This is a genomic window from Clostridium sp. BL-8 (assembly GCF_002006495.1).
GTDB lineage: Bacteria > Bacillota > Clostridia > Clostridiales > Clostridiaceae > Clostridium.
In genome coordinates this window covers 74280-97901 of the sequence record NZ_LZZL01000006.1, presented here as the reverse complement: position 1 = coordinate 97901, position 23622 = coordinate 74280, and the positions used below count along the sequence as shown (strand labels likewise).

30 protein-coding genes and 1 other annotated feature are annotated in these 23622 nt (G+C 30.8%); of the genes, 3 read left to right on the top strand and 27 right to left on the bottom strand.

The features are described 5' to 3' along the window. Positions 1 to 203: 203 nt before the first annotated feature. From CLOBL_RS02765 to CLOBL_RS02640, 27 genes are all read right to left on the bottom strand, one after another. Positions 204 to 992, bottom strand: coding sequence for a lysozyme (locus CLOBL_RS02765; RefSeq protein WP_077857610.1), 789 nt, complete (start codon positions 990 to 992; stop codon positions 204 to 206). 11 nt (positions 993 to 1003) lie between these two features. Continuing rightward, complete coding sequence (locus tag CLOBL_RS02760) at positions 1004 to 1513, bottom strand: phage holin (RefSeq protein WP_077857609.1); 510 nt, start codon at positions 1511 to 1513, stop codon at positions 1004 to 1006. 16 nt (positions 1514 to 1529) lie between these two features. After that, complete coding sequence (locus tag CLOBL_RS02755; protein WP_077857608.1) at positions 1530 to 1763, bottom strand: hemolysin XhlA family protein; 234 nt, start codon at positions 1761 to 1763, stop codon at positions 1530 to 1532. A 185-nt stretch (positions 1764 to 1948) separates the two neighbouring features. Then, on the bottom strand, positions 1949 to 2095 hold the full coding sequence (locus CLOBL_RS02750; RefSeq protein ID WP_077857607.1) for an XkdX family protein: 147 nt from the start codon (positions 2093 to 2095) through the stop codon (positions 1949 to 1951). Further along, complete coding sequence (locus tag CLOBL_RS02745; RefSeq protein WP_077857606.1) at positions 2095 to 2433, bottom strand: hypothetical protein; 339 nt, start codon at positions 2431 to 2433, stop codon at positions 2095 to 2097. The genes CLOBL_RS02750 and CLOBL_RS02745 overlap by 1 nt, the downstream gene beginning before the upstream one ends. A gap of 23 nt (positions 2434 to 2456) precedes the next feature. After that, entirely contained in the window at positions 2457 to 3026 is a 570-nt protein-coding gene (locus CLOBL_RS02740; protein ID WP_077857605.1) for a pyocin knob domain-containing protein, read from the bottom strand. Between the two features lie 13 nt (positions 3027 to 3039). After that, positions 3040 to 3864, bottom strand: a complete 825-nt coding sequence (locus CLOBL_RS02735) for a hypothetical protein (protein ID WP_077857604.1) — start codon at positions 3862 to 3864, stop codon at positions 3040 to 3042. Positions 3865 to 3882: 18 nt separating this feature from the next. After that, complete coding sequence (locus CLOBL_RS02730) at positions 3883 to 4533, bottom strand: phage tail protein (protein ID WP_077857603.1); 651 nt, start codon at positions 4531 to 4533, stop codon at positions 3883 to 3885. Position 4534: 1 nt separating this feature from the next. After that, complete coding sequence (locus CLOBL_RS02725; RefSeq protein ID WP_077857602.1) at positions 4535 to 5224, bottom strand: putative phage tail protein; 690 nt, start codon at positions 5222 to 5224, stop codon at positions 4535 to 4537. Further along, entirely contained in the window at positions 5217 to 6305 is a 1089-nt protein-coding gene (locus CLOBL_RS02720) for a baseplate J/gp47 family protein (protein WP_077857601.1), read from the bottom strand. Before CLOBL_RS02720 ends, CLOBL_RS02725 begins: the two co-directional genes overlap by 8 nt. After that, positions 6298 to 6738 carry a DUF2634 domain-containing protein gene (locus CLOBL_RS02715; protein ID WP_077857600.1) on the bottom strand — a complete coding sequence of 147 codons (441 nt, stop codon included), beginning with the start codon at positions 6736 to 6738 and terminating at the stop codon, positions 6298 to 6300. Before CLOBL_RS02715 ends, CLOBL_RS02720 begins: the two co-directional genes overlap by 8 nt. Further along, the gene (locus CLOBL_RS02710) at positions 6731 to 7054 is read right to left on the bottom strand and encodes a DUF2577 domain-containing protein (RefSeq protein WP_077857599.1); all 324 of its coding nucleotides are present in this window, start codon (positions 7052 to 7054) and stop codon (positions 6731 to 6733) included. The genes CLOBL_RS02715 and CLOBL_RS02710 overlap by 8 nt, the downstream gene beginning before the upstream one ends. Then, a complete protein-coding gene (locus CLOBL_RS02705; protein WP_077857598.1) occupies positions 7054 to 8058 on the bottom strand; it encodes a terminase in 1005 nt (334 codons plus the stop codon). The genes CLOBL_RS02710 and CLOBL_RS02705 overlap by 1 nt, the downstream gene beginning before the upstream one ends. A 59-nt stretch (positions 8059 to 8117) precedes the next feature. Beyond that, positions 8118 to 8597: a phage baseplate protein gene (locus CLOBL_RS02700; RefSeq protein WP_077857597.1), complete on the bottom strand. Its 480-nt coding sequence runs from the start codon at positions 8595 to 8597 to the stop codon at positions 8118 to 8120. A 13-nt stretch (positions 8598 to 8610) separates the two neighbouring features. After that, the gene (locus tag CLOBL_RS02695) at positions 8611 to 8910 is read right to left on the bottom strand and encodes a hypothetical protein (protein WP_242953774.1); all 300 of its coding nucleotides are present in this window, start codon (positions 8908 to 8910) and stop codon (positions 8611 to 8613) included. Between the two features lie 379 nt (positions 8911 to 9289). Next, positions 9290 to 10804: a hypothetical protein gene (locus CLOBL_RS02690; RefSeq protein WP_242953773.1), complete on the bottom strand. Its 1515-nt coding sequence runs from the start codon at positions 10802 to 10804 to the stop codon at positions 9290 to 9292. Next, complete coding sequence (locus CLOBL_RS27815) at positions 10804 to 10956, bottom strand: hypothetical protein (protein ID WP_179117664.1); 153 nt, start codon at positions 10954 to 10956, stop codon at positions 10804 to 10806. The genes CLOBL_RS02690 and CLOBL_RS27815 overlap by 1 nt, the downstream gene beginning before the upstream one ends. 23 nt (positions 10957 to 10979) lie before the next feature. After that, entirely contained in the window at positions 10980 to 11387 is a 408-nt protein-coding gene (locus tag CLOBL_RS02685) for an XkdN-like protein (RefSeq protein WP_077857595.1), read from the bottom strand. 168 nt (positions 11388 to 11555) lie between these two features. Then, positions 11556 to 11993 carry a phage tail tube protein gene (locus tag CLOBL_RS02680; RefSeq protein ID WP_009171528.1) on the bottom strand — a complete coding sequence of 146 codons (438 nt, stop codon included), beginning with the start codon at positions 11991 to 11993 and terminating at the stop codon, positions 11556 to 11558. Positions 11994 to 12005: 12 nt separating this feature from the next. Continuing rightward, entirely contained in the window at positions 12006 to 13127 is a 1122-nt protein-coding gene (locus CLOBL_RS02675; RefSeq protein ID WP_077857594.1) for a phage tail sheath subtilisin-like domain-containing protein, read from the bottom strand. Positions 13128 to 13140: 13 nt separating this feature from the next. Next, positions 13141 to 13575: a DUF6838 family protein gene (locus tag CLOBL_RS02670; protein ID WP_077857593.1), complete on the bottom strand. Its 435-nt coding sequence runs from the start codon at positions 13573 to 13575 to the stop codon at positions 13141 to 13143. Positions 13576 to 13975: 400 nt separating this feature from the next. Beyond that, a complete protein-coding gene (locus CLOBL_RS02665) occupies positions 13976 to 14422 on the bottom strand; it encodes an HTH domain-containing protein (RefSeq protein ID WP_009171532.1) in 447 nt (148 codons plus the stop codon). A 653-nt stretch (positions 14423 to 15075) separates the two neighbouring features. Continuing rightward, positions 15076 to 15492 carry an HD domain-containing protein gene (locus tag CLOBL_RS02660; RefSeq protein ID WP_077857592.1) on the bottom strand — a complete coding sequence of 139 codons (417 nt, stop codon included), beginning with the start codon at positions 15490 to 15492 and terminating at the stop codon, positions 15076 to 15078. A gap of 119 nt (positions 15493 to 15611) precedes the next feature. Further along, positions 15612 to 16682, bottom strand: a complete 1071-nt coding sequence (locus CLOBL_RS02655) for a hypothetical protein (protein WP_077857591.1) — start codon at positions 16680 to 16682, stop codon at positions 15612 to 15614. Then, positions 16663 to 17559, bottom strand: coding sequence for an ABC transporter ATP-binding protein (locus tag CLOBL_RS02650; protein ID WP_077857590.1), 897 nt, complete (start codon positions 17557 to 17559; stop codon positions 16663 to 16665). The genes CLOBL_RS02655 and CLOBL_RS02650 overlap by 20 nt, the downstream gene beginning before the upstream one ends. Continuing rightward, a complete protein-coding gene (locus CLOBL_RS02645; protein ID WP_077857589.1) occupies positions 17556 to 17942 on the bottom strand; it encodes a GntR family transcriptional regulator in 387 nt (128 codons plus the stop codon). Before CLOBL_RS02645 ends, CLOBL_RS02650 begins: the two co-directional genes overlap by 4 nt. Next, entirely contained in the window at positions 17929 to 18486 is a 558-nt protein-coding gene (locus CLOBL_RS02640; protein ID WP_077857588.1) for a hypothetical protein, read from the bottom strand. Before CLOBL_RS02640 ends, CLOBL_RS02645 begins: the two co-directional genes overlap by 14 nt. A 234-nt stretch (positions 18487 to 18720) precedes the next feature. Here CLOBL_RS02640 and CLOBL_RS02635 point away from each other — a divergent pair, with 234 nt between their 5' ends. The 3 genes from CLOBL_RS02635 (at position 18721) to CLOBL_RS02625 (ending at position 23560) form a co-directional block, all read left to right on the top strand. Then, positions 18721 to 19422, top strand: a complete 702-nt coding sequence (locus CLOBL_RS02635; protein ID WP_077857587.1) for a lysoplasmalogenase family protein — start codon at positions 18721 to 18723, stop codon at positions 19420 to 19422. A 121-nt stretch (positions 19423 to 19543) separates the two neighbouring features. Next, positions 19544 to 19812: a binding site (T-box leader), on the top strand. A gap of 56 nt (positions 19813 to 19868) precedes the next feature. Continuing rightward, positions 19869 to 21059 (top strand): PLP-dependent aminotransferase family protein, encoded by a 1191-nt coding sequence (locus tag CLOBL_RS02630; RefSeq protein ID WP_077857586.1) that lies wholly within the window; start codon positions 19869 to 19871, stop codon positions 21057 to 21059. A gap of 788 nt (positions 21060 to 21847) precedes the next feature. Then, positions 21848 to 23560, top strand: a complete 1713-nt coding sequence (locus CLOBL_RS02625) for a methyl-accepting chemotaxis protein (RefSeq protein WP_077857585.1) — start codon at positions 21848 to 21850, stop codon at positions 23558 to 23560. Positions 23561 to 23622 lie beyond the last annotated feature (62 nt).

Here is a 23622-nt window from a genome sequence, read left to right as displayed (position 1 = left end):
CATTAGGTAAGGAAGCAAATTCTCTGCTTCTAGCGGGTCTATTAGTAAAATTTGCTGACGCATATTACACAAAACAGGCAAGCATACTGGTCTGTTATTTTTTTGATTGTGCCTTATTAAATTTAAGCAAAAAAATAAAGGTAAATTAAGCATTTCTACTCAATTTACCTTTACTCATGATATATGAAAATCACTCACATATACTATATATTTCCTGTATAATCAGCCTTTAAAAACATGTTAGCTTCTTTTGTTCTTCTTTTATATAATCCTGCAAGTGTTTGTCCTTCTGCTTTACTCCAAGCTTGAAAATCCAAGGTAATTATATTACCATCTCTAACACCTGCACATACGTTTTTAAACAACGTAGATCCTAATACTCCAGCTGTGCCAACATTATAGCTCATTGATACTAAAGCATCAAATTCATTTTGTGTAAGGTTTGCACCTTTATCCTCTAATCCAGACTTTATTTCAGGAGCATACTTATCATTAATTAAATCTTTTAACATTTGAGTTGCTTCCTCTTCTGTAACACTTTCTAAACCTTCTATATCAGTACCCGTCATGCCATATCCTAATGTTTTTACCCCAACTTCATCAAAGTAAGGAGTAGCTGAAAAGCCTTCAAAAGACTTAACAAAATCAATTAGTTTATCAGATATCAAGGAATTATCAATAAAACTTCCATCCTCCTTAAAGGTATAGCTTTTTCCATTAATACTAAAAGTGCCATTTTTATACATAGCACCCTTTGAACCATTGCTTGAAGGCTCTAAGTAATACCACTTACTAGTGCTCGAATCTTGCCACCATCCTGTAAGCATCTGACCTTTATCATCTACTCTATACCAAATATCATTTAATTTGAGCCATTCGTCACAAGCCATCTGCCCATTTGAATAAAAATAATACCAATAGTCACCTATTTGATTCCAGCCTATAGCTAAAGTATTATCATCATTAACTAAACACCATGCCCATTTACTCATTGTTCTGCCTCCTAATTTGGCATCGTTGCACTGTTGGAATTAACAGTTGCTCCAATTTGCTGAATATTATCAGGATTGTCTACCACTATTTTTGAACTAGCTAAACTTTCTGAATTAGCTTGTACATTTCTTGAAACTTCAATATTTTCATTTGTCTCACTTTCTTTATCAGCTGCATTTACAGAAACATTATCAAAGTTACTTTGATTATCTTCTTTAACTGCATTTTCTGCAGCTGTTGACTCAATTTCTGCTTTAGCTTCCTTATTAGTTGTTTCATCACTAACCTGCGCAGTCGTACTTGAAACAATTTTATCACTTATTCCTTCTGTTGATGTATCTACAGTAATTCCTACAATTGTTAAAATCGTAAAAACTGTATTTATTATATCTACATAATTACTAGGAATAAATTTGCTAGCATTAACTCCTAACTGTTGTGATAAGAGCAATATTGCTCCTATAATTGATACCCAAAAAGTTTTATTTTTTAATCTTGCTTTTAAATCGATATTTAACATATTTCTTTCCACCTCTCTATTTACTCAATAATTGCTCTATAAAATAGACAATCAATAAACCTGTTGAAGATAATAAAAACCCAGATAACCACTTCAAAGTAGAAGTTAAGTCATCCAGGCTTTTACATAAACTATCTATTCTCGTCTTGCTTATAGCATCATTCTTCTCTAGTGTTTCAATTTTATTATCATGCTTATTTAATCGTTTATCGTGTTCTTCGAGTTTTTCTTGTACTAGGTTTCTATCCATTTTGTCACCTGCCTTTGTTGAACTGATGAAATAAATCACTAAAATTTTTAATTTATATGTTGCAATTGATCTTCTACATTTAACATATGGATATTTACTTAATGTATATATATGTTAAATATAATTTTATTATTGCAACATATATTAATTATTTATTTACACATACTTTGCACCATATTTTTCTATTATGTAGCACTTGCTACATAATCCACTCCTGTAATTTGTTTATACTGATCTGCTGTTATCTTATTTTTTGCTACATATATTTTTAAACTATCTGCATTAGCTATCCCAAAATCGAAATAATCTTTACAAAAATCAAACCAATCCATTATAAAGCACCTCCAGCAATTAATTGTGTAGTTAAATTAAATATTTGTGTTTGCATATCTGTAATTTTAACTTGTGTATCATCTAACTTTGATAAGTTTACCGTAATTGATTCATCAGCTAAATTTTTAGTTATACTTATACATTCAAAATTATTAAAAATTCCATAAACTGTTTCATCTTCATGTACTTCTTGTATTTTTGCAAGGTTCTCTTTTGTCATTAATGGCTCTATATCCGTTATAGTTTTCCCTGTAAAAGTAATTGCTAAAGCATTACTAAAATTAGTAATCGAATTAAATTCTAAACTTGTATTATCATTTAATATTATTTTATCCATTTATCTATCATCCTTTCTTTCCTTTATAGAAGTGATTTCCATGTACTAAAAGTTGTTCCTCTTTTATATCTTATATATATCTGTGCGTAATTCCATGCATAAAAAAATTGCACACCAGTACTTCCACTTATACTGGAGTTATAAGTTATTAAATTAGCTAATGTTCCCCATCCATCAGTTCCAGACGGCACATTTGTGGTCGAACTATTACATTGATAAACGCCTGATATATTCCAAGTATTCAAATCATTTCCAAATATATTGTTTCCATAATCTACACCATACCCATTTTTCATACATCCAGTTATTAAATCAGATATTACTTTTCCTTGGGTTGCATCTAATACAGAACCCGCTACAGTTGCAGTTAAATTATTTACAATAGATGTTTTATTTATTTTATTAGAATTTAATTCATTAATAGCTCCTGTGACTGTCTTGCTTGTTGTTGTTCTAGCTGAATCTGTATCATTCGCCTTTTCTGACAATGCTGTACCAACATCAGAATTTCCGAATTTAACTACACTCGAATCTGTATGTGGATAATAAACATTTCCATTACTATCCTGTATTTCTACATTATTTATAGACATATTTTAGCCTCCTTTACATAGTCTTTAAAAATAATTTTACTTGTGTTCCGCTTGAGTAATCAGTCCCATATTTAACAGATGCTCCATCTGCACCAGCTGGGCCTTGAATACCTTGGGGGCCTGTGGCTCCAGTTGCTCCTGTTGCACCCGTAGCACCTTTTAAACAAACAGTATATGTCCACTGTGCTGTACTTGCATTTCCCGCAACTGTACATTGATATACATTGCAGGTTGCAGTATTAAAATATTGGTCTCCCACTAAAGCTGATGATATTCCACTACTGCTAAAAACTGTTGCTGTTGTGCTTGTTCCGGTTATAACAGTTCCAGTAAACCATTGTGAGCCTCTTTGACCAGTTGCTCCAGTTGCACCTGTAGCTCCAGCAGCTCCTGTTGCACCAGTATCTCCCTTAACTCCTTGTACCCCTTGAATACCTTGTGGCCCTTGAATACCCTGTGCTCCGCTAAGGTCTGTAAGATAAGTATATGCTGTTGTTCCTTTAACATATAATTTTGCATTATCTGTATCATTTACACTCCCAGTATCTATTAATACAAAACTTCCTTGTGCTAATCCATCTGTACTGTATCCTGCATTCATAGCAGAAATTGAATTATATGTTTTAGCAATTGCAAAAGGTGCTCCAGTAGCACCTTGAATACCTTGTGCCCCTGTTGCACCGGTTGCCCCTTTTAATAATCCAGCATCTAACTTTTGTTGAAATGTTTGCCCGTCTGAAAATGTTACTGAGTCTGCACTTGTTAATACATCAACCTCCTGTAATACAGCACCTGTGCTTTCATTTAATAATTGAACTCTTACTTTTTGTAATGCCATTTTTATTTTCCTCTCTTTCTAAACTATTTTTATGCCCATTGTAGGGCTTACTTTAACTGTATCTGTTGTTCCTAAACTTATAGTATCTGTTACTTTAAAATACAAAGTATTTTCTTTTCTATCTGCTATAGATGGTAATGTTTGTCCAACGTATAACTCCATCTTTTCTGACAATTGTGCACTAACATCTTCAAATTTTGCCTCTAACACCTGCACATCATTCTTAGTTGCAGCCACCACATTAGGATCTATTTTTATAGTTACATTACCTACATTGAGTACTTCTAGTACAATTCTAATAACTAAATCTTTTGTACTTCCTTCCGCTACTACTGGTTTATAGGTTTCTGCCAGTTTGCTTATGGCAATCATATCTCCATCTTCATCAAAAATACCAGCTTCTCTAATGAAGAAGCCTCCATCAGATGCTGGTATTACTGTTTCTACTACTATCCAGTTTGAGTTATTTTCGTCTATTGAAATTGAGCTTATATTTCCTTCCCATACCTTATTTACAAGGGAAGTTTGATTTTCTGAAGGCTCATAATAAGCTCCTTTTCCATCTCCTACTTTTAAGGTTTTAAAATTGACTTTATTTCCTGAAATAGGTGAACTGGACAATTTATTTTTTCCTACTATAGTTAGCATTGTATAAAAATTTTCTGCCAAATCAAATCACCGCCTTACTTTGTGTTATACTTTCTGAACCTACATTCTGGCTAATACCTTCTTCTATCTTTCCACTTGTTTCAATGTTCTTAGCAATCCAAGGATAAACTGTTAGGCATTCTCCTGTCATAGCTGATAACCCATAGTAGATTTCTGATTCAGTTGTTGAAATTAATTTGTACTTAACTCCAAGATGAGCTGGTTTAGCTATTTCTACTGAATCATATAAACCGTCTAAAGCATATGGAAAACCTGTAGCTGTCAATAAATTCACTTCAAAATAATAATCTGAGTTATGCTGGATTACTTCAACATTTGAGACAAAGCTTTTGCAAATCTGCCTTATTACTTCAACTGTTGTCGTTCCTTTTGTATTTAGCTTTGCTAGTATTTTGGCTCTTCTTTCTTCTATGGATTTTGAAGTATTCGTTGTAATTCCTACACGCTTTTCCCAAAATGTTAATCCCCACTCAGTTGCTGTTTGAGGCAAAACCTGCAAAAATAAATCCGAAATATCTAACCCCATCTTATCAAGCACCTGTCCATGTGCATTAAATATTTCGTTAAAAATACTACTGTTTCTTATTTCATCAAGTACATAACTTTTTAGCTTTTCTGAGTTTTCAGCTGTAAGTATTCCTATTTCTCCTATGATACTGCTTGTTAAAGTTGAATCTGAAGAATTACTCATAGGCTATTCCTCCTAGAGATGCCTTTTCTTCATTAGAAGTGATTATATTTTTAGTATCTCCATTTAGCTTAATTGATGTTATGTCATTTACTCCTGTAGTCATTACCACCGTAGCTTCAACTGTATTAATTTTTACAACTCCACCTACTGGAATTCCTTGAAAATATTCTTGTAAGTTTGCTTTTATATTATTTTTAACGTCATCACTGTTAAAACCATTTTCTATAATAAGCCCTGCAATACTTACATCTATTTCTAATGGATTAACTGATACTACTGTAACTGTAGCCCCTATGGGAGCTTTTGCACTTCCCTTTCCATCCTCCGGAGCAATATAATCCTTTACGTTTTGTACAATTGCGTCGTCCAATTGAGCCCCATTCTTCCCTGCAACTATTATTTTGACGGTTCCATTTCCATTCCAAAGAGGACTTATTTTAACATATTCAACTCCTGATACTTGAAGTGCCCACTTTTCATAATCATATGCATTTCCACTGCTGCTTTCTTCTCTTTCCTTAGCTATAATTCTTTCTAACAGATTTTCACTGGTTTCAGTATCCGTTCCGCTAGTAGTTGGATTTGCATTGCTTACACCTGTTATTCCATTTATTTTAATTGGAATTTGTACTATAGAATTTGATGGTACATTATATTTGGCTCCTAGCTCCATTGCCTGAATAGGTAAGGTACATTCTCCATTACTAATTTTTCCTTGAGAAGTTACCTTATATCTTAACCCTTCAACGGTCTGCACAATACCATTTATATAAATTACTGAACCGTCCAGGCCTGTAAATTTAACTTCACCTACTGAATATAAACCTTGTTTTCTCTCTAAACCGTGTCTTACTGCATCCTGATCTATAAAATTATCATAATCTTCTTTTGGAACTTCTGGTGCAGCCTCACCAAATACTAACTTTAAAATTGTATCTAAAGCTCCATAATACAGTGCTATTTTCTTGGCTGCAGGTGCAATAGCATCATATACGAAATATCCTTCACTTTTAGATATTCCAGAATCAATGTCCTCAAGCATCTGCTCCCTTAAAACTTCTTCAGTATTATTTTCATACATCAATTGTCACCTCCCCACAATCGGTTATTGCTGTAAAAGTAATGCTTAAAACGTCATTACTTTTATCCACACTAAAACTTCTTATGCTTAGAATATGTTCATTATCTTTTAAGCATTCTAAAGTTAATCTTTTTGCTTCACTTTCAGCTAAGCTTTTACTTAAACCTTCGCCTATTAACTTGTCAAGTTCCTGTCCATAATTATCACTATAAATTGGATATGTGTATCTACTTGTTTTAAGTGCTTTCCATATCCATATTTTTAATGCTTCTATTCCCTCTACAATTTGAAACTTACCATCTTTTAGCTGAAAATCATTTTTTTCAAAGTCCCATGCATATTCTCTAGGTATATTTGCTTCTATTTCTTGCGTTGGAAAGGAAGCAATTGCAGCTGCTAAATTTGAATTAGCAGTTGGTAATACATCAGCCATTACATTTCACCACCTTACAAAGTATTATCCAGGTTTGATTATCTTCTGTAGGCAAAATTGCAAGCTCATCTCCAACTTTGATTGTATCTAACGTGTTTATAGCTGTTCCAGAAGAATTTGTTATTGAAATCTGCCTCGAATAACCCGATAATAAATAATCAGCTATATAAAGATCATCCTTATATAGCTGTAAATTATTTGTTTGAACTATTATTTCTGGTGGAGGAGCTATGACTTTACCTATACCTATAGATGGTGGATTACTTTCTGCACCTTTCTTTTTCATTAGATTAAGCATTTTTATATACGGATCCATTAGCTATCCTCCTCTTGTAAATCCATTGTGTTACTAAAGCTTACAGTAAGCTTCATTGTATACTTTCCTGTACCACATTCCCAGGTATGAGTATCAGTATTTATATATACTGTTGCATCACTTAAAATGTCTAAATACCATATCTTAGTTTTAACTCCATAGCCTGTTATGCAGCTGTAATTGCCTAGTGCTTCAATTTCAATATCTTCTTCAAATCCATGAAGTTTATTTTGTGCTACTGTATAAGGATCTTTATCATCTTCTACTGTATAAGTTGTTTGATACACACCATAGCTTCTTACATAATCTGAATTTTCTACTTCATCAACATAATTTGCATCAGAATCAAAGATCTTAACTCTATTTACCATATTTTCTATAGAATCCTTATAACTCATGTCCATTAAATTATTATTATAAATATCCTTCTTATCTGATTGAAGTACATAATCTGAAATGACCTGTCCTTTTTCAATTACATTTAATTTATCAGATTTCATTATAGGAATATATTTTTTACCATTTTGTTTGCTTACTTCCGTATAACATTCCATTATTATGTTATAGTAACTTTTATCTGGACATACCCTGTTAATAGATATGCCAGTTGATATTATATCCCCTGGCGTTATATTAACTTCCTGACACGCTTTAACTGTAACCTCCTCCGGAGTGATATCTTTTATATTCATACTTGTTGAGGAATTCATAATAAATCTCATATAATCGTAGCAAGTGAAAGTTTCTTCTTGATTTGAAGTATCTAAAGTCCTGTCTATAACTTCTCCTCTAAAGATTTCTCCATAATTTTCTTCAACAATACTAATTAAAGTTCCTGGTCCTATTTGTACTCTTGGCTGATTAAGATCTGTTGTCGAATAAGCCATGGTAAATGCACACTTTCTTGCTGGCTGATCTAATGATGCTGATAATTCAACACTTTTGCACACTGGAGTTATTTCTGTTAAATTCCAGCCATCATATAGGCTATATATTTTAATCATATTTTTCACCTACCTTTTGAGGTTATATTTAGCTTTCATATCTTGAACCAATCTTCCAATCATTGATTTCCTCCAAGGATATTGTTTGAATTTGTTATGCTGAAGCTTGAACCCCACTGTCCTACTATTTTTTCATTTAATTTTAAAACTATATATTGTTTCAAATCCAAAGTAAAATATATATCTCCTGTTCCATCTTTTTCTCCATATTCAAAATTTTCAATTGAAAACAAATCATTAATATCTGTATCAGTTAAAACTACCCTTATGGGTTTCTTACTCTTTTTCCAGGCTTCTATTTGAGCTACACATTCAAAAGGAGTAGGAATATCAGAATATACACAAAATTCATATTCCTGGGCTGGAAAAAAGCTTTCAAAAGATATTTCTGAAAGCTTTGATTCTCCAAGTATATTTAATTCTCCAACTGATTCAACATTAATTACTGTATTGTTATTGCCGAGTTTAATTGAATAGTTATCTGGTGGTACAGGCAGCTGCAGCCAGGTATTATCTTGATTAAACCAAAATTCTATCATCTTTAACTACCTCCTAACCCATTCCAAGTGCTGTTTGAGTTAATTTATTTGCAAGAGCTGTTGCAATTTTGTCTATATCCCCTTCTTCTCTGATCACTATTGAATCAGCAAGTTTTGCTATAGTTATTGCTAAACCATTTTGCGTACTATCATTCTTGGTTGTATTTGTACTTCCTTTAAGACCTAAACTGCTGGATTTGCCTCCACCAGATAAGGTACCATTCATATTAGTTTTTATTCCAACTGAAAGATCTTTAATCGGATCAGTTACCAAACGAGTATTAACCTTAATGCCATTTCCCATACCTTTCATGAAATCTGGCATCCAGGTCTCATAATCTGTTACATTCGCACCCTCTCTTTCGAGATACTTTAACACTATTTAAATAGTGGGATTAGACTATATCACACTCTTAAAATTAAGAGCCAATGCACTTCGCAATAAGGAATTTCACCTTAAAGCTACTCCCTTTCGAGATAGTCGTTACACCTTCCTATTTGTAGGCTTGGCACGTGATTGTCATATTTTGTGTAATAAAAAAGCCACTATAAAGTAGCTTTTAAAATCTCATATACTTATTTTAAATCGAGTTTTATAATACCAAAACTTAGATTTCCCACGTTAGCAAGTTAATTAAAACTCACACCTTGCATTTACAAGTTCACATTGTTTTTCAAAGAATCTCACGATTCTAAGCCGCTAATTCTAACGGTCCTTTATCTGGTACCGAGAAGTGAAGGAAAGACTTTATTTTATCTGCCACACCTGCAACTGCATCTTCAATGTAGCTGGCAGCTCCCTTTATACCATTCACAATACCCATTATCATATCTTTTCCCCAACCAAGAGCTGTTGTTGCAATATCTTTAAATACATTGCCTATAGCATTCAATATATTTTTTACAATATCAATGGCTCCATTAAACACAGTTGATATAGTACTTTTTATAGTATTCCAAGCCCCTGACCAGTTTCCAGTTATAATTTGCATTACAGTCTTAATTACTCCCATTATAACATTTAAGACAGTGGAAATTATTGTCTTTATTATGTTGAAAGCCGCAGTTACAACTGCCATTATTGTCTGTCCGTGTGCAGTCCAAAATGATTTAACAAAATTTAAAACTGTAGTTATAACGGTTTTTATTGTTGTCATAACTGTTGTAGTAGTTTGCTTTATAAGCGACCAATTACTTCTTATAAAACTTACTACTTTTCCAAAAATTTGAATAACAAAGGTTGCTATTGATTTAACTACTGCTATTATTTTATTAATTGTCTGTGTCACAATATTTCCAACCTTAGGTCCAAATAAATTAGTAAATAACGCTCCTATTCCTTGTGCAGCGCTTCCTGTTTTCTTAAATACATCTATTGCTGATTTGACAGCTCCTGAAATTTTATTAAATACTCCCATAACTATATCTCTTATTCCACCAAAATTTGTAGCAAATGCGACTGCGAGTAGTGCAACTATTCCAATCACTATTTGAAGAGGTATTGGCAATTTAGTGAAGATTCCAAAAGCACCAGATAAAAATGAAAAGCTTGTTGAGACCACACCTTTAAATTTTTCAAAGCTTCCAGCTAAAATCTGTAAAGGTCCAGATACAGAAGGAGTTAATGCACCAACCTTTCCCATTGATTGTTTGGCTATATTCATGACACTAGATACCTTGCTTTGAGTTCCAGCTGATTTTGCAATCTTTGGTGCTTTAGTGCTATTTGCTTTAGTAATTTTTTGAACTACTTTTGAAGCTTGTTTTCCTATACCGCCAGTAGCTTTTTTAACCAAATCATTGTCTTTAAAGGTTTTAAATAAATCTGATACAGTATCTTTTACATTCATGATATCATCTTTTGCATTTTTAAAATTACCTATCATATCTTTAACAGCTTTAGATACATTAGATATTGATTGAACTGCTTCTTTAGCTTTCCCTACAATATTTTCAAGAGATCTTTCTTCAGTGTTATCTGTAAATGCTTGTATTAAGTTAGAAACAGACGTTTGTACATTTCCTACTGCATCTTTTGTATCATTAAAGCTGCTTTTAACTTTTCCTACTGATTCTGCTGCTTTAGATATTGCTTGCACACTTTCTGATGCTTTTGAAGCTATTGGTGTTAAACTTTCTATTGACTTTTGAGCTTTTTGAGCTCCATCAACAACTTTTAATAATGCTGGACTTAGTTCAAACAGCATTAATCATCACCTCCTGAATACAAGGCTTCCATTTGCTTCATTTTATCTTCCATTTCTTGTTCAATAAAAGCACTGATGATAATCTTTTCTCCAAAACCTCTATTAATCGTTTCTGATGGCCACTTATCATGAAGCTTCCAGCAGTAATACAAGAGGTTTACCGTTTCATCAGTGCTTATGAGTTTTTTATATCTTCTTTTTTATTTGATGCAGCTTCTACGCCTGATATTTCTGTAACTGTATCTGCCAAAATATCAACTTCTCCAGGCAAGAATATTTTATTCATGAGTTCCTTTGGAGTTGGTGCCTTAAAATGTTTCATGAGCTCTTCTGATCTAAGCTCTGGAACACCTGCAAGAACTGTTTCTATCTTTGCCTGAGCTGTAGCAAATCCTTGAATATTTCCTTTCTTATCTACTTGTAATACACGTTCCTGAATTTCATTGTATCTTTCCATAGAAATAGCATTACATGTAAAGGTAATTTCAGTATTTCCTAACTTAGCAAGCTTAAGCTTTACTTCTTTTGATGGTATCTCAACCTTACCTGCATCTATTTTTAATAATTGTTCAACTAAATTCATAACTTTCATCTCCATTTTCAAATTTAATAAAATAGAAAGACCTCACTAATTATTTGAGTGAGATCTTTCATTTGTTTATTTTTGTTATTTTGTTTTAATTTTAACTCGAAGTATGTCCACATTATAACCTATAGACATTTCTTCTATATGGTTTAACCATGACTAGATTTAATTATCTTGTGGTTCTATTAAATCTAAGAAATCATAGCCTGAAAAAGTGAAAGGAAGTGATTCTTCAACATTCTTCTTAACTTCCCAGTCTGCTACTGTAAGTTCATCAAAAGTAACATCTTTAAGCACCACTCTTTCAGCTCCAAGTGCATCTGGATCTGCTAATTTTGATATAATTGTACATACTGTCTGCTTTCCTTGCTTTATATTATCCTTCATTAAAATGCTCATTCTTGAAGTTACATGATGTAATTTCAATGTTCCTTTTCCTTCTATTCCTGTTACCTTGCTTCTCTTCCATAAGTCTCTTGTAAAATTAACATCTACCTTTGTTAAAGTAACCTTTGCTTGAAGAGCTGATACCTCTGATACATATTCTCCATTAATCCATACTTCTCCCCAAGTTCCATTTATAACGTTTTTTGCTTCTGGCATTATAACCGCCTCCTATATATATATTTGAAATTTAATGTCTTCAATTGCATCTAAGATAGTAACTTGTCCTCTAAGAAATACTTGAGAACCTGTGTTGCTTTCTTTTATTTCTTGATCTTTCATTGTTGAAATATCAATCCCTTGACTCTTTAAATAATTCTTCTGTCCATCTAAATCAATCTCAGCTCTATTTTGATCTTCAATGCTTCCATCTAGTAACCCATCTAAAACTAAGCTGTCAAAATATCCGTTGATTGCAGTAATAAGTAAACATTTGTGATCATAATCATTTGGATATTTACCAATATAATTATCTTCAGCTGCTCCCTTAACATCATCATGTACTAAATCCATTATGTCTACAATCTTAATTTTCTTAAAATCATCACCTTTATTTTCAATTGTTGTTACAAAGCTGTTTACTGCCCTATCAATTTTAACTTTTTTCCCATCATTAAATAAAATGAGCTGCCCTGCATCAACTGCTGCATCTCTTTCTTCTTTCTTTAAATGTGGAACATCGATTACTTCTGCAAGTGGAGCAAAAGTAGCACTTATTGTTAGTGGAGTTCCTGCCAGCATTCCTGCAATTCTTGAACAATATTCTGCTGCAGTATAAGTCTTATCTGCTGTTTTTATATTATCAGTGCCAAAATTAATTATTCCTTCACTATCTGCTGGGCAATGTGGAAGTACAGCTTTAACTTTTATATCTTTAGTATCTCGTAGCTGTTTAATCCAGGTAGCAAAATCGGTTGCTCTTGAAGTAATATTCGCCTCTGTATCAGCTTTACCATCTGAAGTTAACCCGATCCCCGGAATTACAGCATAATCCCATTTAATTGTCTCTAGATAATTTTGAGCTTCTAAATAGTCAGTTGCATCTACTGCTTCTACATAAGCCATAACTTGCTTTGGTGGATTTTGATATCCTATCATGGCAAGCTTTATCTGCTCCTTACTAAAATCTGATAATCCTTCTGGAATTTCATCTATAGTTTCCATTATTATTGGATTGCTATAGTTTGATGGAATAGTATCTTTTAATATAAGTGCCACTATGCCTCTTTTTCCTCTTTGAATTGCAGTAATCCCTGCTTGTTTAAACATGATTTGAATGGATGGTTCTCCCATTTTTCATTCCTCCTTAAAATTTGAAATTAACTTTTTCTGCTTTAGGGCTTTGAGGTGTATTAAAAATTTTGTCTTGTATATAATCTATTTTGAGTTTTAAGTGTATCTCTGTATTCTTTGCTCTTCCTCTTGACTTTCTTATCTTTGCAGCTCTATCCAAAACCTTTATATATCCAATGCTAAAAATTTCTCGCATAGTATCCCATACTTCATTTTGAGCTATCAAATCAGCATTCATAAATTCATCCAGTTCAGGGAAATAAATTATTTTCATAGTTATTACATTTAAATAACTATTTCTATTAAAATCTTTCTGCCTGCTGGTAACATAACGAATAAAAAAAGAAGGTCTTGAAAAATCCTTCTCTGACTTTGATAAATATACTTTTGTGTCTGGGAATTTCACAGCTAACATTTCATTAATTGAGTTAATTAATTCATTAATCATGAACCTCCTCCTGTAATCCCTATATTTTTTATTCTTAGTTATTGCACAATCATCTATATTTCATTATGACTTTATAAAAATCACAAATTCTTCTTAGATTATATGCTTTACCATTTTTTAATTAAAACTCTCGTGCAAAAGCTCCACCTCCTTAAGGCACTATCAAATAAATTTATATACAAAAAGTACCTAGCCATAAATCTAGCTAGATACTTTCTAAGAAAAAGAGTATTAAGAATATTTGTGAGAGGGAACTATCTTCTGTTCCCACTTACTATTATAAGGCTTATTATTATTCATTTCTTATAGTCATTCTCTAATTTTCCTACAATTTTTTTATAATTTCTTTGCAAAGTGCGTTTTCATTTGTTTATTACAGTAAAAAGTTTGCTTTAATTATCTACTGAGCATCCTCTTCAGGCTTAAAAAGAAAATGAAGAAACATACTTACAGATGAAATCTTATATTTAACTTCAAATGAAACCGAATTGCTGTCTTTCATAAAATCATAAATATCCTTTATTTTTACATGCGCAAAATTTGCAATTGTTGCTATATCAATGTGATGAATTTTAGTCAGATAACTGATTACTGCCTTATTTCTTTCATCTGGATTTATTTCAGGAATCGAATATAATGTGGCTAACAGCCCTTTAAAAGGCCCATATTTACCCATTGACATTGTATCTTCATATTTAGAATAATTATCGATTATAGAAGATTCTACTCTTAGTGCTTTAGATAAAATCTTTGTATTCATTCCAAATTTATTGATTAAATCGTCAAGCATTTCCTCTATTTTAGGACTTACCTTTAAATTATATTTATCATCATCTTTAATTCTCAAACCTATTCCTAGCTCCTTTCTGCTATGTAATTAAAAATTAATTTAACTAGATTTCTCTAATACTAGTTTATTTTGTTATACTTGCCCATTTTTTATTCATCCTATAACCAATTTTGCAAACAATTACAAAAATTAAATCTTCTATATAAATTATTATTTATATATTTTCTATTATATTCCATTATTTATATGTAAACTGTAATATTTTTAATTAACCTCTAGATATTCCAAAGTATCATATGTTATAGCGCCTATAAAGAATCCTTCAATATATATTTGCAATAATAAAATTACACTTGAAAAGTCTATCTGGTAAGTAAATATAAAAATATATAAATACTTAACTATGAACAAATTAAACTATTTTAGAATGTTTCTATATAAATTGTTTTATAGAAATATATTTATCTATGAATATATGTACAAAGGAAAATATTTTCCTATAAAAATATATAAATATTTATAGGAAATAAGCGGGTTTAAACGGCGTAAGAATATATTTAAAATATTTTTAATTTCTTAATTAATGATAAAAATTTACTTTAAATTTTTAAATGGCCTATAGAAATATAGAAGAGTAGAAATCTTATTAAATATAAAATTTCTACTCTCCTATAGCACTCTGTATTGTTTTTGGTAGGCTTAATAACTTGTTATTCTTTTGATAATACCTTAACTGCTTTCTCATATTTTTTTATCCTGTCATAATCTTTTTTTGAAGGCTGCTTAATTCTTGATAAATCCATATTATGTTTTAAATCAGCTAACTTTACATGACAAGCTATCTTATTTTTAATGATTCTATCTATAAATTCATCATAACTTTCATCTTTCCGCCTGCTTAATGCATCCAATGCTACTAACACTTCATTTGAAAATCCAGCCTTCTTTAAATACTCTAATGTAATATCCGTATCTTCTATTACATCATGAAGAACTGCACATATTCTCTCTGTTTCATCCTCTAGTGATAACATTACTGTAAGTGGATGCAGAATATATGGATTTCCTCCCTTATCCACTTGACCTTGATGAGCACTAGCAGCAATTATTATAGCCTCTTCAAGCATTTTATCATCTCCATAAAAGCGTGCTTTCAACTCTTTTTAATATATCAAGTTTCTCTCTTACAGACTACTTGCTATTATCTGTTTTATTCTACCGTATAGTCTTTGCTACAAGCTCCCTCTTAACCTATTGTCCTTAAAATTTTCTTTAAAACTTTATATGAAACAAATGTTGTTAATGCTAATATAATTAAATCTATACTTAACATTTTAATTGAATTTGAAGTTAGATATTCTTGACCTTGTATAACCATATGTCTCCAATCTCTAAGTATTATCTCTACTAATATCATATTTACAAATGCACCTACTCCTAAAGATAAATATATTACTATAATATTTTCATTAGCTTTAGATGAAAATATCTTACTTACTGTTTCTAATTTAGCCCTTTTTTCCAATACATTAAACAGAAAAAACATAACTCCTATAATTACAAGTAAGAATAGCATTCCCTTAAATATTACATCTAAGTCAGCTATATAAAATGAACCTTCATGAAATAATATACTTAACCTTTTAAAATTTCCATCTGTATACCCATGTCCATATACTATACTTCCAAAAATCTTATCCATTAATGAACCGTAACTTCCAAAGTAAGATACAATAACTCTGAATTTATACCATATAAATATAGTTGACATGCCTAAAGCTATCATACCGAAATAAGCAATTATTGAATTAGAAAATAGTAAATCTATTTCAATCATCAGCAATATTCCTATTGTTCCAAATAGCAGCAATCTAAGAATTTCCAATAAGAGCACTGGAAAGAACCAATTTACAATTGACATGAGCTCATTATTCCTTATATATATGGTAGCCGCCATATATATATACATTAATGTATATAATCCTAAAGTTATTAATAGACATATTAATTCATTGAACTTTATCTGCTTTTTAGTATGTGGACCACTACATAAAAACATTGTTGTATTTCGTTTATTATTTCCATTTGCAAAAATATATATAGCTAAAAATATAACTCCTAATATAAAATATTTCCCTAGATCTACAGAAGTAAAATTATTTGATTCTGCTGTTCCAATCATGTTTTTTATTCTCATTACACTCTCTTCTAAAATGCTATGTGCAAAAAATCCCCATGTTATAAGACCTATTAATATAGGAAACTTTGCTGCATTAAACCATTCATAAAGCAAGCCTTTATTTAAATATTTCTTCATAATTCTCCTCCTTGTCCACCTTATAAATGAATATATCTTCTAAACTTAGATCTATTTCCTCTATAAATAAAGGCTTTAGTTCTTCAAGACTTTTCACTAATTCTTCATCATATTCATCTGTTACAATTGTAAATACTCTTCCAACCTTGGATATTTTAAACGTCCCTTTGAACTTTAAATCTTCTTCATAAATTGGCCTATCAAATGCAACTTGAATTTTTTTAATTTTGTTTTTCATATTTTCAATTGAATTTTCATAAGATACAACACCTTCATCTAAAATTGCCACATCATCACATATTCTTTCTAATTCACCCAAGTGATGTGAACTTATAACTATAGTTGTATTATTTTCAACCACTTCATCTAAAAATATTTTTAATAATTTATTTTTAAGTATTGCATCTAACCCTGAGGTTGGTTCATCTAATATTAAATATTTAGCTTTAATTGAAAGTGCAAGCATTATGGAAAGCCTCATTTTCATACCTTTTGACAATTGAAATATATATTTGTTTATTGGTATTTGAAAAACTTCATTTAGCTTATTAAATTTATTCTCATCAAAGGTATTATAGGAATATTTATAATATTTTAATATTTCTTTAACCTTAAATTTTGTCTGCATTATATTTTCATCTGCAACATAACCTATTTGTCCTTTAACTTCCACATTGTCATAGACTTCTCTTCCATCATAATTTATGCTTCCACTGGTTGGCTTATATATTCCTGTTAAGCACCTAAGAAGAGTACTTTTACCAACACCATTCGGTCCAATTATACCGAATATTGTTCCTTCCTTTATCTTTAAATTAATATCCTTTAAAATTTTCTTTCCTTCTATATCTAAGGATAAATTATTCACTTCAATCATTTATTATCCACCCCTAATTCAGAAAATATCTCAGATACAAGTTCTAAAAATGAATCCTTATCTATACCACTGTAATTTGCTTCTAAAATAATCTTTTTTAGTTCTTCTGAAATATGCTGCATTTTATTTTCATCTGCCTTTCTTTTAAAATTATCTACTACATAGGTTCCCTTACCTCTTAAAGTTTCTATAATTCCTTCTCTTTCAAGTTCTCCGTAGGCTTTACTTATAGTGTTGGGGTTTATTGTAAGAAGTGCTGCCATTTCTCTGACCGAAGGTATCTTATCTCCTCCCTGCAAAGCGCCCTTTAATATAAGTTCCTTAATCCTTAGCTGTATTTGTTCATAAATAGGAGTGCTACTCCTAGGATCAATCTTCAGCATTTGCTAATCCCTTTCCTTCTTTCCTCGCTTTCCCATTTTCATTATTATGCTCAACATAATAATCAATTACCATCCCTTCTCCTTCATCAACCATTACCAAGTCAATTGAATATTCAATTGGTTTAGGAACATAGTCATTATATTGTGGCTGACTTCCTTTAATATCTAATCTTACAGGTTCAACTTTCTCTGGTTTATAAGGCAAAGCTAAACGTTTTTGAAGCTTATTGTAATCATCAATTATAGAATTTTTTTCTTTATCATCTAGTTCTTCTATTTTTTCAATTTCTATTTTCTCAAAATTAATTTCTGAAAATGTTAATCTTTTTCTCTTTGAGAGACATTCCTCAAATTCATTTGTCATGTGTAATTGTCCATTTTTATCAACTACTTCAAGCTTATTATTTTCTAATTGCATAAGAACATCATTTACAGTATCGAAATGTTTTTGCTTCTGATACATTTTTCCATCCGGATTCATGCATAGCAATGATGTAATCACAATAAAAGCTCCAGCTCCAACTGCAATAATCGATTTTTTCATTTTAAAAATCCTCCTAACTGTATTACGTGTACTACTTTATGTAGTACACTATTATTATATCTATATATTTCCTAAATAGTCAATATTAATTTTCCTTATTTAAAAAATGTGTCCATCATGCCTATAAAATATATTTTTACATTCTAAATAAATAATACTATAATACAATAAATGTTATAAAAAAATTCATTCAAAAAATATAGACTAGAAATTTAATTTTAAGGAGCTATTAAAATGAATTCCATTCAAAAACGTCTATTGATTATTTATTTACCTTTAACAATTTTAATCCTCATCTTAGATCATTTGTATCCAGATGCCAAAATGGTTCTGCGTCTCAAATATGCTATCATGATCACCCTTTTTTTATCTTCAGTTATTGTTAGCAAAAAATTTCTTGAACAGAAAATTATGGCTCTGTCTTTATTTTTTCTAGTAATCGGCGATTTCTTCTTGGTATTTTACTACACCTTAGATTTTAAAATAGATCTTTCTCCTATTGGTGCTGCCGGCTTTTTTTGTGCTTATATCTGTCTAATTATTGCTTATCAAAAAAACTTTAGAATTGGTATTAAAGAAATAACCGCTGGAATTTTAATGCTGGCTATTTTATTGTATATATTTTTTTCCTTAAGCCCATACGTACATGGAGTTATTTTAGCAGGTAGTTTAATATTTTCTTTAGTGCTGTCTTATATGACTTGGACTGGAATCTGCACACTCTTTAGAGGCTATTTCACAAGAAAAGTATCTAAATTAATAGCAATTTCAAGTATTCTAATGTTTATTTGTGATATGGGAGTTGCATTTTCTAAGTTCTATCCAATTTACTCTAAGTCCTTTATGCCCTGGCTTCAAAATATAATATGGGCTGCATATATTCCTGGCTGGACTCTTTTAGTAGTTGTTATCGCTGATAATACTTTACTACTATAAAATACAACTCCAAATACATCGTAACAAAAAATATTATCATAAATAAATCAGAATCAAAATATACAATAGCGAAAAAACATTTGACAAATAAAACATATAGTGCTAAATTATTAAACAATAAACTAAATCGTTGATAAGGAGATAAAACTATAAGTGCACTTGCAGAGAGTCAATGATGCTGAAATATTGACAGAACGCAGTATAGTAAAAGTAGCCTTTGAGAGCATGGGTGAACATAGTTTATGTACCTGATTTTATTCTTGTATTATAAATCATAAGTAGTTCATGACGTTAGGATTACGTTACAAATCCAGAATGTGCTTGCATTTTTAATGAGTGGGCTTTTAAGCCAATTAGGGTGGTACCGCAGGAATAAATCCTGTCCTTTGAATAGTAATCAAAGGACAGGATTTTTTTAATATTTAAAATATAGAGGGGGCAAAATTATGAATTTTAATTATGCAGAAAGGATGTCTAATTTAAAGGCATCAGAAATCAGAGAAATCTTAAAGGTTACTCAAAAGCCAGAAGTTATATCCTTTGCAGGTGGTCTTCCTGCACCAGAATTATTTCCTATTGAGGCAATAAAAGAGGTAAATAGGATTGTTCTCGAAGAAGATGGGCAAAATGCTCTTCAATACACTACAACTGAAGGATATGATCCTTTAAGAAAGTGGTGTGCACAAAGGATGAACGAAAGATTAGGCACAAATTTTGATTATGAAAATATATTGCTTACAAATGGCTCACAGCAAGCCCTTGATTTAACAGGAAAAGTATTTTTAAACAAGGGAGATTTTGTCTTATGTGAAAGTCCTACTTATCTAGCTGCAATTAGTGCTTTTAAGGCATATGAATGCAATTTTATTGAAGTACCAACCGATGATGAAGGTATGATTCCAAGTGAATTAGAAAATATTTTAAGTACCACAGAAAAGATCAAAGTAATTTATGTGGTTTCCGAATTTCAAAATCCAACTGGACGGACCTGGAGCATTGAAAGAAGAAGATTTCTTGCTAAAATGGCCGAAAAATATAATGTAATTGTTATTGAAGATAATCCTTATGGAGAACTTAGATTTGAAGGTGAAGCTCTTCCATCTGTAAAATCCTTTGATAAAAGTGGTCATGTACTTTGCTGTGGTACCTTCTCAAAAATATTCTGTCCTGGATATAGAATTGGATGGATTGCAGGGCACAAGGATATAATCCAAAAATATGTACTAGTAAAACAAGGTACTGACCTTCAATGTAATACAATCGCCCAAAGAGACATTGCAAAATATCTTGAACTTTATGACATTAATAAACATATAGAAAAAATCCGAAAAGTTTATAAAGAAAGACGTGATTTAGCATTAGAAATTATGGATAAAGAATTTCCTAAAGGAATTAAGTATACAAAACCTCAAGGTGGTTTGTTTATGTGGATTGAACTTCCTGAAGATATAAATGCACGAGATGTTCTTGAAAAATGCCTTGAAAGAAATGTTGCCTTTGTTCCTGGTGGCTCCTTCTTTCCTAATGGAGGCCATGAAAATACTTTTAGAATAAATTTTTCAAACATGCCTAATAACAGAATTATTGATGGAATTAAATGTATTGCTGATGTTTTAAAGGAATATCTAAATAGATAATTAAACTTAAAGAGTATGCTAACTTCATTTAATAATAAATTTAGCATTCTCTTTATAATATAGATATTAATTCATGTTTTTACCACTAATAAAAATCAGTCGTAATTTTCCATATTTTTTAAAAATATTTAATCACTTCCTAATCTTTCTTAATATTTAAACTTCATCTCATTTAACAGATAATACCACACCTGATCACCGCGAATCAAAAAAACTTCTATTATTGAATTAACGAAGAGCTTTCAATATTAACCTCATTCTTTCATTATGCGCAAAATAATAGAACATTATAAATATATTGTTTTGTTATATATTAAACATATTTAATTAAATTTAATAAATGCATAATAACTATTGGAAAAGAGAGAGTTTTTTCGCATGATATTACAAAATAACTCCCATTAAATGCATTATTTTATCAAAAGCTGGAATATATGTTGGAAGCATGATATAATAAATAATACAATATATTTATAATGTTCTATATTGATACTAATAATACTTAAAATTGCAATTTAAAGGGAAATCCATTCACATTCTATTTATTTTTATATAATCATTCTAATAATTGTGTAAATTTATAGTTGAAATACGCCTCTAATTTATATCTATAAAATTAGTAATACAAAGAATTATGTCAAATTATTTACATGTTGATATAAAAGTACCGCTTTATTAAATTATTTATACAATTATAGTTTCATAAACTCTCTAGTATTTAAATCAATATTGAAATTATCTCTAGAGAGCTTAAATCAATATAACTAACTAGAAAGAAGAGGATAATCATGAATTTATTAAAAAATGTCAAAGTAAAACCAAAATTAATCGGAGCATTTATAATTGTTGCACTATTAATTGGAATTGTAGGTGGAATTGGAGTTATATCCCTCAAAGCTGCTGAAAAAAACTCCGAAAAAATGTATACCAATAATCTGAGAGCTGTTTACATTCTTACTGATATGCAGCAAAACTTAACAGAAATTAAAAGTGACATCCTTGAATTACTGTATATACAAGATCCCTCCGAAAAGGATAAATTAGAAAAAAATATTACTGACAATAATACTCAAGATAATGAATACATGAAAGAATGCGACCAACTGCTTACAGATGAAAAGCAAAAAAATGTATACAATGATTTTAATAATAATGTACATCAATATAGAACTGTACGGGATAATATAATTAAACTAATAGATGCTGGAAACTATGAAGAAGCTATAAAACAATATAAAGATACATTTCAAACTTCTGATGCAATAATTAACAATTTAGATCAATTGATAGGACTTAATTTAAATGAAGCTAAAGATTCAAATGATATCAATGCTTCATTGAATACCAAAGCTAATACTACCATGATCTTAATTAGCATTCTTGGCCTTATATTATCAATCATAATAGGATTGATACTCGCAAAAGATATACATACACCTCTAAAAATAATACAACTCTTTGGTGAAAAACTTGCAAATTATGATCTTTCATATGACTTTAAAGTTACACGAGGTGATGAATTTGGTCAAACTGGTGCCTCCTTATTCAAGGCTCAAGATAATATTAAAGAGCTTATAAAAACAATTATTGAAAATTCTCAAAGCATGAGCGCTTCTTCTGAAGAACTTTCAGCAACTGTTGAAGAAATCTCTTCAAAAGCTGCAAATATAGATGAAGCTGTAAATACCATCGCTGGCAGCATGCAGGAATCAAGTTCTGGTACTGAAGAAATAAGTGCATCTATTCAAGAGGTTAATTCAAGCATTAACATACTTTCACAAAAAGCAATGGACGGAAGTAATAATGCTAATGGTGCTAAGAATAGGGCTACACTCGTTAAATCTAATAGTAAAACAGCCATTGAAAAAGCCAGAGAAATTTATAGCGAAAAAGAAAAAAACATGAGAAAAGTTATTGAAGATGGAAAGATAGTTGATAATATAAAAGTTATGGCGGATACTATAGCAAATATAGCTGAAGAAACTAATTTACTTGCACTTAATGCAGCTATAGAAGCCGCTAGAGCTGGTGAACAGGGAAAAGGCTTTGCTGTTGTGGCTGAAGAAGTTAGACAGCTTGCAGAGCAATCCTCAGAAGCAGTGCAAAATATTCAAACAACTATAATTGAAGTACAGGCAGCCTTTAAAAACAGTATTGATACTGGAAATGATATATTAGATTTTATAAATAAAGATGTACATGACCAATTTATTGAATATGAAAACACAGGTGACCAATATTATGATGATTCAGATTTCGTAAATAATATGTCTGAAGAAATTGCCGCCATGTCCGAAGAAGTTACTGCTACCGTTGGACAAGTTAGTGAGGCCGTGCAGTCCTTAGCTCAAACGGCTCAAAGTTCCAGCGAACATACTGAAACAATAAAAGAGAGCATAGATGAAACTACTCAAGCTATTGAGCAAGTGGCCCTAGTGGCTCAGAATCAGGCAGAACTTGCTCAAAAACTAACTTTTATAATTCAAAAGTTTAAGCTTTAAACTAATAATATTTAATTTATTATCCTGAATTAATATAATAACTTTAAATATAATTTTTCACT